Raw genomic sequence first — 12,408 nt, forward strand, 5'->3', positions numbered from 1 at the left:
CGGCTGATCCGTCTCCGACGGGGCGCACCGGCGGCCGACGGGTCCGGCTCGCGTAGGGTCGGGCCCATGACCGTCTTCGACACCTCGATCGGCGCTCTCACCGGCGGCTCCGCCGACCTCGCCGGCTACCGGGGCCGGGCCCTGCTGGTGGTCAACGTCGCCTCGCGGTGCGGCCTCACCCCCCAGTACGCGGGCCTCCAGGCGCTGCACGACGAGTACGCCGGCCGCGGCCTGGTGGTGCTCGGTGTGCCGTGCAACCAGTTCGCCGGCCAGGAGCCCGGCAGCGCCACCGAGATCAGCGACTTCTGCCAGGTGAACTACGGGGTGACCTTCCCGCTCACCGAGAAGGTGGACGTGAACGGCCCGCACCGGCACCCGCTCTACGCCGCCCTCGTCGACACCCCCGACGCCGACGGCCACACCGGTGACGTGCGGTGGAACTTCGAGAAGTTCCTGGTCGCCCCGGACGGCACGGTGGCGGCCCGGTTCGCGCCGACCGTCGAGCCCGGCTCGCCGGAGCTGCGGGCCGCGATCGAGAAGGTCCTCCCGCCGGCCGCCTGACCCACGACACCGCCGGCGGGCGCAGGGGTCGCGCGGGCCGGCGTGTCGCACGTTGCGCGAAAGTCCCGTTGACGGGACTCTGGGACGGCGACCCACCCGTCCCGCGTCCCGGAGGCGACATGCACCCGCTCCGCACCGCGTCCCGCCGGCTGCTGGCCGCGGCCGGCGCGGTCCTGCTCGCCGCCGGGTCCGCCGTGGGGATCGCCGTGGCGGCCGCCGGTCCGGCCCACGCCGCCCCGGTCGGCTACGTCCGGCTCGCGCACCTCTCCCCCGACACCCCCGCCGTCGACGTCTACCTCGCCGCACCGGGGCGCGGGGAGCCGCAGGTCTTCCCCGGTGTCGGCTACGGGGTGGTCTCGGCGTACCTGCCGCTGCCGGCCGGGCGCTACGCGGTGGCCATGCGGGAGGCGGGCGACCCGCCCGACGATCCGCCGGTACTCACCACGGAGGTGACGGTGGGCGGCGGCGCCGCGTACACGGTGGCCGGGGTCGGCCGGCACGCGGACCTGGGGCTGCGCGTGCTCACCGACGACCTGAGCGCCCCTGAGCCGGGGCGCGCCAAGGTACGCGTCGTGCAGGCGTCGGTGCGCGCGCCGGTCCTCGACGTCGCGACCGTCGACGGCCCGCCGGTCGCCACCGGTGTCCGGTTCGCCACCACCACCGACTACCAGCAGGTCGAGCCCGGCCGCCTGCGCCTGCGGCTGAGCAGCACCGGTGGTCCGACGACCGACGCCGAGGTCACGTTGACCGCGGGCACCGTCTACTCCCTGCTCGTGCTCGACGCCGAGCGGGGCGGCCTCAGGACCGAGCTGCGGCAGGACGCCACCGGAGGCGTCGTGGTCGTGCCGTCGGGCGGCGTCGACACCGGGGCCGGCGGCCTGGCCGGGCCGTCCGCGTACCCCTTGATCGTGGGCGGGATCGCGGCGGCCGCGCTACTCGCGGGCCTGGCGCTGCTGCGCCGACGCCGGTGACCGGCCGGCCCGATCCCGTGCTCCGGCGCCACCGCGACCGCCGCGCGACGGGCGCCCTGCTCGTCGCGGTGGCCGCGGCGCTCGGCGTGGCCGCCACGACCGGGGTCGGGCCGGCCGCCCCCGCGACGCCCGGCCTGGCCGCCGCGACCGGGCCCGCCGTCCCCGCGGCGCCGCCCGTGGTCCGGCCGGGCTGCGCCGACTGTCCGGGGCCCGCTGCCGGGCCCGCGCGGGTGCCCGCCCCCACCCGGGTACGCGTGCCGCGGATCGCGGTCGACGCGCGGCTGGCGGCGCTGGGGGTCGACGCGGCGGGCGCCCTGGTCCCGCCGGCCGACTTCGCGGCGGCCGGCTGGTACGCGGGCGGCCCCGCCCCCGGCGACCCCGGCCCGGCGGTGCTCGCCGGGCACCTGGACTCCCGGGACGGGCCGGCGGTCTTCGCCCGGCTCGGCGAGCTGCGGCCGGGCGACCGGGTGCAGGTGTCGCGCGGCGACCGGGTGGTCTCGTTCCGGGTCACCGGCCTGCTGCGGGTGCGGAAGCAGCGGTTCCCGACCGCCGCCGTGTACGGCCCGACACCGGGGCCGGAGCTGCGGCTGGTCACCTGCGGCGGCGACTTCGACCGACGTACCGGTCACTACCGGGACAACCTCGTGGTCTTCGCCGTCGCCGAGCCGACCGACCCGTCCATGTAGCTAACCTTCCTTGACGTCCCATCGGCCCGTAGCTAAGTTTCATCGCAACCGACGGGAGGTCGATCATGGAGCGTAGGAGGTTCCTGGCCGGCGCGGGTGCGGTGACCGCGGGCGCGGTCGCGGCGGCCGCCCCCGGCTCACCTGGAGGCGCCGTGCCCGGCATCAGACGCGTGCAGACCGGCCTGGACGTGCTCGTCCGCTCCGGTTTCGCCGACCTGCGGGGAGGGCGGGTCGGCGTCATCTCCAACCCCACCGGCGTGGACTCCGCCTACCGGCACCTGGTGGACCTGATGCACGCGTCCGGCGCCGTGCGGCTCGCCGCGGCGTTCGGGCCCGAGCACGGGTTCCGCGGCTCCGCGCAGGCCGGCGGCAGCGAGGGCACCGGCGTCGACGCCCGCACCGGCATCACCGTCTACGACGCGTACGGCGCGTCGCAGGCCAAGTGGGAGAGCATGTACGCGGCGGCCGGCGTGGACACCGTCGTGTTCGACATCCAGGACGTGGGCGCCCGCTTCTACACGTACATCTGGACGATGTACACCTCGATGCTGGCCGCCGCCCGGGCCGGCAAGCGGTACGTGGTGCTGGACCGTCCGAACCCGATCGGGGGCCGCGCGTACGGGCCGATGATGACGCCCGCCTACACCTCGGGCGTCGGGCTCAAGGAGATCGTCCAGCAGCACGGGATGACCGTGGGCGAGCTCGCCCGGTTCTTCAACGCCGAGTTCCTGCCCGCCGAGGTCGGCCGGTCGGTCGACCTGCAGGTGGTGGAGTGCCGGCACTGGAAGCGCGACAAGCTCGCCGCCGACACCGACCTGCCCTGGGTGATGCCCAGTCCGAACATGCCCACTCCGGACACCGCGCTGGTCTACCCCGGCACCGGCCTGTTCGAGGGGGTTGCCTCGATCACCGAAGGACGGGGCACCTGCCGGCCGTTCGAGCTGATCGGCGGGCTGGCCGACGACTTCGACTACCACTGGTGCGACCGGCTCAACGCCCGCGAGCTGCCCGGCGTGGAGTTCCGCGAGGCGTACTTCACCCCGACCGCGGCCGGGCAGAAGCCGGCACTGCTCAACAAGCTCTGCGCCGGCGTCGAGGTGAAGGTCGTCGACCGGGCGTCCTACGACCCGATCCGGACGGCGGTCGCGATGCTGGTGGAGGCCCGGAAGTACCCGGCGTTCGCCTGGCGGCAGGACTCCTGGGACGCGGCGCGACCGTACTGGGTGGACAAGCTGACCGGTTCGCCGCGACTGCGCACCATGGTGGACGCCGGCGCCGACGTGGACGACGTGGTCGGCGCGTGGGCCGGGGAACTGGCCACATTCGAGCGGCGCCGGAAGCCGTACCTGCTCTACTGACCCTTCGATCAGGCGCGGACGCGAACCGATCCAGCCGGATAATTGGATTCCGGCTCGCGTCCGCGCCCGGCTCGCTACTCTCGGCTGCGGGACCCACACGGACAACCGCGGTGCACGTCATGCCGATAGGAGCGCCATGCCCGCCACGTCACGACCCCCCGTCCTCCACCTCGTCGTCTGCGGCGCCGACCAGATCGCCGACCTCGACTCCTTCGTCACCGCCTGCCAGCAGCTGGGCTGGGAGGTCCATCCCGTCGCCGCTCCGGACGCGCTCGACGCGATCGATCCGGACGACCTCGCCGAGCTCACCGGCCACCCGGTTCACACCGACGACCACGCGCCGGACGCACTGCCGCTCGCCGAGGCGTACGCGGTCGCGCCGGCCGGCTTCGACCTGGTCAACCGCTGGGCGTGCGGCTTCAACGACAACCTGGCCCTGCGGCTGCTCAACGAGGCCACGTCGATCGGCCTGCCGGTCGTCGTGGTGCCGGTCCCCGAGCCGGCGCTCGCCCGGCACCCCGCGTTCCTGGAGAACCTGGAGCGCATGCGGCACTGGGGCGTCGTGGTGACCGACCCCGCCGAGGACGGCGACCCGGCACCCTGGCGGGCCGCCGTACGGGTCATCACCGAGTGGACCCGCTTCGCCCGGGTTCCGGCGCTGCCGGTCGCGGTGCCGGCCCAGCCGACCGAGCCGGTCGACCAGTCCGCGGACTTCCCGACGCAACCGCTCGGCGTGCCCGTGCACCAGTTCGGCGAGCAGCGTGCGGCGGACGAGTTCGCGTTGCAGTCAGGCTGACGGCTCCGGTCGTCGCCCACGATCCGTCGACCCGCTCCGCCTGCTCGGACGGACAGCGGGCCGGCCGGCCCGGTGCGGTCACCCGCCCCGGGCCGGCCGGCCGAGCGGCGCGCGCTCGGTCTACCGCCGACCGCCGGATCAGCCGGCGACGCCGCGGAAGACCGGGTAGTAGCCGCCGGACTGCCCGGCCGCCGTCGGGTGGTACGAGACGGAGAGGTTCAGGTAGTTCAACGCGTGCAGCCACTTCTCGCCGTAGCTGCACAGTTGGTGGCCGACGAAGCTGGACCGTACGTCGGCGAACTGGAAGCCGGCCGAGGTGGCGGCCGTCTTGATGATCTCGTCGATCAGGTTGATGCCCTCGTTGATCTTCGCGCGGGACGTCGCGCTGAGTCCGACGCAGATCGTGCCGAGCTGGTAGAAGACCGGGTACCCGACCACCACCACCCGGGCCGACGGGGCCCGGCTCCTGATGCCGTTGTAGACGTTGGCCAGCTTGGCGGGCAGCTCGGCTTGCGCCTTGTTCTCGGCGGCCTGCACCGCGGCGACGCACTGGGTCTCGCCCTGGAGCACGCAGGTGGTCATGATGCTGGCGAAGCCGGCGTCGTTGCCACCGACGGTCACGCTGACCAGCGTGGTGGTCGACGACAACGCGGAGAGCTGTTTGTTGATGACGTCGGCCGTGGTCGCGCCGGAACACGCCACCGAACGGTACGAGGCCGGCCGGATGTTGGCGTTGTACAGGGCGGGGTAGGCGTTGGTACTGCGCTGGCAGGACCCGCTCTCCGCGGTGTAGCTGCCGGCGCCGACGCCGGAGGCGTACGAGTCGCCGAGGGCGACGTAGTGGTCGGCCGGCGCGGCCTGGGCGGGGGACGCCAGTGTCAGGGCGATGCCGAGGGACGAGGCCAGCGTCAGGGCGAGGGTGGCAAGACGGGATCTCCGCACGTCGCACTCCTGGGGGTGGGAAGTGGTGGTGCGAGATAGATATCAATGAATCGAAGGCCGCCGACAGTCCCCCGGATTCGCACGAAGAGCTGATAGATACTTATGGATACAAATAGTTTCCGCTACCTGGCGCGGGAGTGAAGGATTTCGCCACGCCCGACCGCGGGGACCGGCGGGGCGCCGGCACAGCGGCGAGGATCGGGAGGTCAGTCGGCCTGGGCGGCCAGCTCGCGGGCGCGGTCGCGGGCCGCCTCGAGGGCCGCCAGCAGCGCCGCGCGTACGCCGTGCTTCTCCAGCTCGCGCACCGCCGAGATGGTGGTCCCGGCCGGCGAGGTGACCGCCTCGCGCAGCTTGACCGGGTGCTCGCCCGAGTCGCGCAGCATGACCGCCGACCCGATCGCCGTCTGCACGATCAGGTCGTGCGCCACCTGGCGGGGCAGGCCGAGCAGGATGCCGGCGTCTATCATCGCCTCGACCAGCAGGTAGAAGTACGCCGGCCCGGAGCCGGACAGCGCGGTCACCGCGTCCTGCTGCGACTCCGGCACCCGGACGGTGGCGCCGAGGGGCTTGAACATCTCCTCGGCGAGCGCCAGGTGCGCGCCGGTGGCGTGCGCCCCGGCGGAGATGGCGGTCATCGCCTGGTCGACCAGCGCCGGGGTGTTGGTCATCACCCGGACCACCGGAGTGCCCCCGGGTAGCCGGCGGCTGAAGAAGGTGGTCGGCAGGCCCGCGCAGAGCGAGATCACGAGCTTGTCGGCGGGCACCTTGGGGCCGACCTCGTCCAGCAGCGCGGCGGCGTCCTGCGGCTTGACCGAGATAGCGAGCACCTCGGCCTCGGCCACGGCGGTCAGGTTGTCGACCACCCGTACGCCGTAGCGGGCGGACAGTTCCTCGGCCCGGGCCGGCCGCCGGGCGGTGGCCAGCAGCCGGTCCACCGGCCACCCCGAGCGCAGCAGCCCGGAGAGCATCAGCTCGCCGATCTTGCCGGCCCCGATCACCGCGACCGTGTGCACCGAACTCGCCATCGGGCCGTATCCCCTTCCTCGCGGGCCGGCGTCGCGGCGGACCGGACGGCCCGCCGCGACGCCGACGCGACGATCAGCTGCCGAAGAAGACCTCGGCCTCGGCGTACCGCTCCAGCGGGACGGTCTTCAGCTCGCGGGTGGCCTCGGCCAGCGGAACCCGGATGATGTCGGTGCTCTGCAGGGCGACCATCTTGCCCCAGTCGCCCTCGTGCGCCGCGTCGATCGCGTGCAGGCCGAGCCGGGTGGCGAGCACCCGGTCGAAGGCGGACGGGGTGCCGCCGCGCTGGATGTGCCCGAGCACGACGGTACGGGCCTCCTTGCCGGTCCTGGCCTCCAGCTGCTCGGCCAGCCACTGACCGATGCCGCCGAGGCGGACGTGGCCGAAGGCGTCCAGCTCCTGGTTGTGCAGGACCATCTGGCCCTCGAGCGGGTGGGCGCCCTCGGCGACCACGACGATCGGGGCGTACTGGTGCTGGAAGCGCTTCTCGACGTAGCCGGCGACCTGCTCGACGTCGAACTGCCGCTCGGGCAGCAGGATCACGTTGGCGCCGCCGGCGAGACCGGCGTGCAGGGCGATCCAGCCGGCGTGCCGGCCCATCACCTCCACCACCAGGGTGCGGTGGTGGCTCTCGGCCGTGGTGTGCAGCCGGTCGATGGCCTCCATCGCGATGTTGACGGCGGTGTCGAAGCCGAAGGTGTAGTCGGTGGCGCCGAGGTCGTTGTCGATGGTCTTCGGCACGCCCACCACGTTGACGCCCAGCTCGTGCAGCTTGGTGGCCACGCCGAGGGTGTCCTCGCCGCCGATCGCGATGAGCGCGTCGACGCCCTGCGCGGCGAGGTTCTCCTTGATCCGCTCCACGCCGTTCTCGATCTTGAACGGGTTGGTCCGGGAGGAGCCCAGGATGGTGCCGCCCCGCGGCAGGATGCCCCGCACCTCCGCGATGCCCAGCGGACGGGACAGGCCCTCCAGCGGGCCCTTCCAGCCGTTCCGGTAGCCCACGAACTCGTGGTCGTAGTTGGTGACGCCCTTCCGGACCACCGCCCGGATGACCGCGTTGAGACCTGGGCAGTCGCCGCCGCCGGTGAGCACGCCGATACGCATGATCTGCTCATCCTCCTGGAGCATGTGGGTGAAGCCCGGTAAGCCCCAGGATATGTGTCGGATCAGACCATCGGCGCCATTGCCGGCCCGGGGCGGGCCGTCAGTGCGAACTGTAGCCCGCTCAGCCGCACGCCGGCACCGCGCCCCGGCTACCGTCCAGTAGCCGGCCGCGGGGTCTCCAGGCCGGTCATGGCCCGCCACCGCGCGAGGTTGTGCCGCGCGTCCACCAGGGCGTCGTGCCGGGCCGCGTCGGCGTCCGGCAGCGGCGGGCGGCCCCGGTCGTCCCAGAGCTGGCGGAGCTCCTTGGTGAACCGGGGGATCTCCCGGGGCAGCGCCGGCATCGCCCCCCACAGCTGCGCGAGGGCCACGTGGTCGTACGCGGCGTACCAGGCCCACAGCTCCAGCTGCTCGCCGGGCCGGCCCCGGACCGGTTCGAGCAGGAAGTCCAGCAGGTCGTCGCGGATCCGCTCCCGGGACCGCCAGGCCCGGTCGGCGGGCGAGGGCAGCTTGTCGAGCACGTTGCGGCGCACCCAGGGCACGGCGCGGGAGTCGTCGAACTCGGTGGAGACGGCGTAGAACTCGCGGCCGTACTCGTCGACGACGCCGATCGACACCAGGTCGACCACGCGGCCGTCCTCGATGAACTCGCAGTCGTAGAAATAGCGGTAGACCATCACCGCCATCCTCGCCTACCCGGCCGTGGGCGGGGCGCCCGGGTGCCGCCGACCTGGGGCTCGTCACGTACGCGCAGGTCAGGGCCGGCTTCGACAGCGGCTCGAACGTCACGGAGACGAATTGAGGGGTGTACAGCAAGCGACCGGACCGTCATGATCTGATGTGTACCGCTACCGGAGGTGTCGGAGCGCCTGGGCGGGGGGGCCGCCAGCTTCACCCGGTGCGCGAGTTGGGGTTCTTGACCGGGGAGGGGTTGGACCGTGGAGGTGCGCCTGCCGGAGCCGGGTGACGCGCTCACGGGTGTCGAGATGTTCGCCGGTCTCGAGCCGGAGGTGCGGCAGCGGGTGATCGCCGCGGCGGTTCCCCGCACGTACCGCAAGGGCCAGCTGCTCTTCGTGGAGAACGACCCCGGCGAGTCGCTGATCGTGCTGCGCCGCGGCGCGGTGGCCGTCTTCCGCACGGCACCGACCGGCGAGCGGGCGGTGCTGTCGGTGATCCGGCCGCCGGACGTGCTGGGCGAGGTCTCGCTGCTCGACGCCTCCACCCGGTCCGCGTCCGCCGAGGCCATCGAGGACTGCTCGGCCCTCGCGCTGTCCCGGGGCGCGTTCATGGAGCTGGTGCACTCCAACCCGCGCATCCTGGACGCGGTGATGCGCTCCCTCGGCGGTCTGATCCGCCGGCTCACCGAGCAGAACGCCGACCACGTCTTCCTCGACCTGCCCGGCCGGGTGGCCAAGACGCTGGTGCGGCTGGCCGGCGAGAGCCAGGCGCCGATGATCACCATCGAGCTCAACCAGAGCCAGCTCGCCGAGATGGCCGGCGGTTCCCGGCAGAGCGTCAACCAGGCGATCGGCTCGTTCGCCAGCCGAGGCTGGCTGCGCACCGAGGGCCGGCGCATCGTGGTCACCGACGTGGCGTCGCTGCGCCGCCGCGCCGGCATGAGCGACCGGTGACCGCCCCCGAGGGTCAGGCGGCGACCGGCTCGCGTTGAGCCGGGGCGGGCGGCGTCTTGGCCTTCTGGGCGTACATGTCGACGTACTCCCGGCCGGACAGCTCCATCAGGTCGTACATGATCTCGTCGGTGACCGCGCGCTCGACGAACCGGTCCCCCGCCATGCCGGCGTACCGGGAGAAGTCCAGTGGCGGGCCGAAGCGGATCCGGACCCGCTGCACCTTCGGGACGATCTTGCCAGGTGGCTGGATCTCGTCGAGGTTGAGCATCACCACCGGCACGACCGGGGCACCGCTCTCCAGCGCGAGCCGGGCGACGCCGGTCTTGCCCCGGTAGAGCCGCCCGTCCGGGGAGCGGGTGCCCTCCGGGTAGATGCCGGCGACCCCGCCGGCCCGCAGCACCCTCAGCTGGGTGTCCAGCGCCGCCCGGGCCGCCCGGCCGCCGGACCGGTCGACCGGGATCGTACCGGTGCCGACGAAGAACATCCTCGTCAGCCAGCCCTTGATCCCCTTGCCGGTGAAGTACTCCGCCTTGGCGACGAAGGTGACCTTCCGCGGCACGATCAGCGGCGTGAAGATCGAGTCGGAGAAGGAGAGGTGGTTGCTGGCGAGGATCACCGGGCCGGTCGCCGGCAGGTGGTGCAGCCCCTCCACCTGCGGGCGGAAGATCAGCTTCAACAGCGGCCCGAGGATGACGTACTTCAACAGCCAGTACAGCACCGGCGTCCTCTCCGTGGGGTTCCCGGCAGCGCCGCCCGGGAGCGCTGCCATCCTCGACGAGCGTACGGAGCAGCGGCCACCCCCCACAACGGACGACCGATCAGCTTCCCGTCACACCACCCTGACCCGGCCCGGCCGCGTCACCACCGCAGTGGTGCGGCCCGGCTGGAATCGGCGGGAGGCACCTGCCATGATTCGGCGCATGCCGATCTCCCGGCGTACCGCGCTCGGCGCCGGCCTGGCCACTGCCGCCGCCACCCTCGCCGGCTGCCGCGAGGCGGTCCGGTCCGCGGGTGCGGGCGTGACCGCCGCGCCGAGCGCGAGTCCGAGCGCGAGCGCGTCGGCCGCGCCGAGCCGGTCGGCGGCACGCGTCGCCGCCCCGGACGTCACCGGGACGACCGGCGCGGCGGTACGCGACGGCGCGCTCGCGGGGGCCCGGCTGCGGCTGGCGCTGCACCGCCACCTCGCGCCGACCAGCGTCAACCCGAAGCACCCCGGCTACGCGGGCGCGGTGGCGCTCTGCCAGGTGAACGGCGCGACCGTGACGAGGGCGGTGGTCGGCAGGGCGCTGCGCTACGACGCCGGCCCGGTGCTGCTGCCCGAGTCGAAGCAGGTGGGGATGCGGTACGACTCGATCTTCGACCTGGCCTCGATCACCAAGGTCTACACGGCGATCCTCGCGCTGCAGCAGGTCGACAGGGGGCGGATCGACCTGTCCGCGCCGGTGGTCGACTACCTGCCCGGCTTCACCGGCGCCGGCAAGGACAGGGTCACCGTCGCGATGCTGCTGGCGCACACCAGCGGCCTGCCGGTCGGGGCGAAGGTCGCCGGGCTGCCCGACGACGCGGCCCGCCGGGCGGCGGTCCTGGCCACCCCCCTGGTCAGCGGTGCGGTACCGGGCACGGTGTTCCGCTACTCCAGCGTCGGGCTGATGGTGCTGGCGTTCCTGGTCGAGAAGGTCACCGGCGAGCGGTTCGACCAGGCGCTGAAGACCGGGTTGACCGGACCGCTCGGCCTGACGGACACCGGCTTCACACCCAGGACCTGGCTGAGCCCCGCCGACCAGGCGGCCCGGCTGGTGGCCACCGACGCCCGCTCGTCCCGAGGGCTGCTGCGCGGCGTGGTGCACGACGACGTCGCCAACCACATGGGCGGCGTCGCCGGCCACGCCGGCATCTTCAGCACCGCCGCCGAGGTGGCCGTGATCGGCCGGCTGCTGCTGGACGGCGGGACGTACCAGGGCACCCGGATCCTCTCCGAGGAGATCACCCGGCGGATGCTCAGCAACGTCAACGCGGGCCTGCCCGCGGTCGACCCGGAGCGGCCGAACCGCACCGCCGCGCACGGCCTCGGAGTGGTGCTGGACCAGCCGTGGTTCATGGGGAAGCTGAGCGGTCCCGGCACGTTCGGGCACACCGGCTTCACCGGCACCTCCCTGGTGGTCGACCCGGCCCGCCGGATGGTCCTGGTCCTGCTGACCAACCGCGCCCACCCCAACTGGAGCTGGGCGAACCCGGACCCGGTCCGGGTGGAGGTGGCGGACATCGTCGCGCCGATCCGGCCCTGACGCGCGCTTCGCGCACAAACGGACAATCATCCCCGTCCGCCACCAGCGCAACGGGCACCGGCGGCGCAAGACGCGACACAACGCACTCCCGGAACCTGCCCTCGACGTGTCACGATTCAAGGCACGGCGGGCGCAGAGACGCCGAGGGGGCTCGGGAGGTCGCGCCACGGGCGCGCGATGAGGAGGTTGTCCGGTGTCAGCGGGTGGGGCCCGCCGGGGGCGGCGGGACAACGGGCTCGACGCGAGCGAGTACGCGGTCGCCGGCGACGTGGATCCGCGGGTCGGCGAGCATCTGCTCGACGTGCTCGCGGCCGGCGGCATCGCCGCCTACCTGCAACCCTCCGCCGACCTCAACCCGGTCACCCGCACCACGACGGTTCCGGCCCGCCCGGTCGACCGCCTGTACGTGGACCGGTCGCACCTGCGGACCGCCCGGGACTACCTCACCCAGCTCGCCGACGAGGGCGCCGCCGACCGGGCGCGCGACCCGGAGCCCGACATCGAGGCCGAGTGGGCGCGGATCGTCGCCGGGTTCCACACGACCACCGCCGGCGGCGACCACCCGTGGCCCGCCGCCGAGGACGTCGACGACGACCAGCCCGGCCGGGCCGGCGGCGGCGCCGGCGAGGGCCCGACCGTCACCGACGTGCGGCGGCTGCCGTACGCGGCGGACGTCTCCGGGGTCACCGTCGGTCGCGACCGGGAGGACGAGCCGTCGCTGCTCGACGGGCTGGACACCTTCGGGGCGGACCTGCCCGACGACGAGGACGACGAGCGGTACACGCCGCCGCCGCCCCCGCCGCTGCCCCGGATCTCCAAGTACGCCGCGGCCGGCACGCTGGCCATCGTGGTCGGCTTCCTGCTGTTCCTGTTCCCGTCGCTGTTCCCCGCCGACCCGGGCATCGTCACCCTGCTCGGCTTCACCGGCATCCTGGCCGGCTTCGTCACGCTGGTCTGGCGGCTGCGCCCCGGCGACCGCGACGAGCACGACCCGGACGACGGCGCGGTCGTCTGACCGACCCGCCCGGCGGCGGGCGCCCCGGCGCCCGTCGAC

Annotated in this window: 13 protein-coding genes; 8 read left to right on the plus strand and 5 right to left on the minus strand. The window is 73.7% G+C overall.

Annotated features, from left to right (window positions below):
- Positions 1-66 precede the first annotated feature (66 nt).
- From EV376_RS27465 to EV376_RS27485, 5 genes are all read left to right on the plus strand, one after another.
- Positions 67-561 carry a glutathione peroxidase gene (locus EV376_RS27465; RefSeq protein ID WP_130327946.1) on the plus strand — a complete coding sequence of 165 codons (495 nt, stop codon included), beginning with the start codon at positions 67-69 and terminating at the stop codon, positions 559-561.
- 119 nt (positions 562-680) lie between these two features.
- Positions 681-1,532 (plus strand): DUF4397 domain-containing protein, encoded by an 852-nt coding sequence (locus EV376_RS27470; RefSeq protein ID WP_130327948.1) that lies wholly within the window; start codon positions 681-683, stop codon positions 1,530-1,532.
- Positions 1,529-2,218, plus strand: a complete 690-nt coding sequence (locus EV376_RS27475; protein ID WP_130327950.1) for a class F sortase — start codon at positions 1,529-1,531, stop codon at positions 2,216-2,218. Before EV376_RS27470 ends, EV376_RS27475 begins: the two co-directional genes overlap by 4 nt.
- A 65-nt stretch (positions 2,219-2,283) precedes the next feature.
- Entirely contained in the window at positions 2,284-3,576 is a 1,293-nt protein-coding gene (locus EV376_RS27480; RefSeq protein ID WP_130327952.1) for a DUF1343 domain-containing protein, read from the plus strand.
- Between the two features lie 136 nt (positions 3,577-3,712).
- Complete coding sequence (locus tag EV376_RS27485; RefSeq protein ID WP_130327954.1) at positions 3,713-4,372, plus strand: flavoprotein; 660 nt, start codon at positions 3,713-3,715, stop codon at positions 4,370-4,372.
- Between the two features lie 138 nt (positions 4,373-4,510).
- On the opposite strand, the gene EV376_RS27490 is transcribed toward EV376_RS27485, so the two are convergent.
- The 4 genes from EV376_RS27490 to EV376_RS27505 all read right to left on the minus strand — a co-directional run bounded on the left by EV376_RS27490 (position 4,511) and on the right by EV376_RS27505 (position 8,115).
- Positions 4,511-5,314, minus strand: a complete 804-nt coding sequence (locus tag EV376_RS27490; protein ID WP_130327956.1) for an SGNH/GDSL hydrolase family protein — start codon at positions 5,312-5,314, stop codon at positions 4,511-4,513.
- Between the two features lie 206 nt (positions 5,315-5,520).
- Entirely contained in the window at positions 5,521-6,339 is an 819-nt protein-coding gene (gene proC / locus EV376_RS27495; RefSeq protein ID WP_130327958.1) for a pyrroline-5-carboxylate reductase, read from the minus strand.
- Between the two features lie 73 nt (positions 6,340-6,412).
- The gene (locus tag EV376_RS27500; RefSeq protein WP_130328896.1) at positions 6,413-7,441 is read right to left on the minus strand and encodes a 6-phosphofructokinase; all 1,029 of its coding nucleotides are present in this window, start codon (positions 7,439-7,441) and stop codon (positions 6,413-6,415) included.
- 149 nt (positions 7,442-7,590) lie between these two features.
- Positions 7,591-8,115, minus strand: a complete 525-nt coding sequence (locus EV376_RS27505; RefSeq protein WP_130327960.1) for a polyadenylate-specific 3'-exoribonuclease AS — start codon at positions 8,113-8,115, stop codon at positions 7,591-7,593.
- A gap of 261 nt (positions 8,116-8,376) precedes the next feature.
- Here EV376_RS27505 and EV376_RS27510 point away from each other — a divergent pair, with 261 nt between their 5' ends.
- Positions 8,377-9,069, plus strand: a complete 693-nt coding sequence (locus tag EV376_RS27510) for a Crp/Fnr family transcriptional regulator (RefSeq protein ID WP_130327962.1) — start codon at positions 8,377-8,379, stop codon at positions 9,067-9,069.
- A gap of 13 nt (positions 9,070-9,082) precedes the next feature.
- Here the strand turns inward: EV376_RS27510 and EV376_RS27515 are convergent, their stop codons facing one another.
- Positions 9,083-9,787 carry a lysophospholipid acyltransferase family protein gene (locus EV376_RS27515; RefSeq protein ID WP_130328897.1) on the minus strand — a complete coding sequence of 235 codons (705 nt, stop codon included), beginning with the start codon at positions 9,785-9,787 and terminating at the stop codon, positions 9,083-9,085.
- A gap of 202 nt (positions 9,788-9,989) precedes the next feature.
- Here EV376_RS27515 and EV376_RS27520 point away from each other — a divergent pair, with 202 nt between their 5' ends.
- Both EV376_RS27520 and EV376_RS27525 read left to right on the plus strand, forming a co-directional pair.
- Positions 9,990-11,354 carry a serine hydrolase domain-containing protein gene (locus EV376_RS27520; protein ID WP_486482821.1) on the plus strand — a complete coding sequence of 455 codons (1,365 nt, stop codon included), beginning with the start codon at positions 9,990-9,992 and terminating at the stop codon, positions 11,352-11,354.
- 193 nt (positions 11,355-11,547) lie between these two features.
- Positions 11,548-12,369: a DUF308 domain-containing protein gene (locus tag EV376_RS27525; RefSeq protein WP_130327965.1), complete on the plus strand. Its 822-nt coding sequence runs from the start codon at positions 11,548-11,550 to the stop codon at positions 12,367-12,369.
- Positions 12,370-12,408: the final 39 nt, after the last annotated feature.

The organism is Micromonospora sp. CNZ295 (assembly GCF_004217535.1).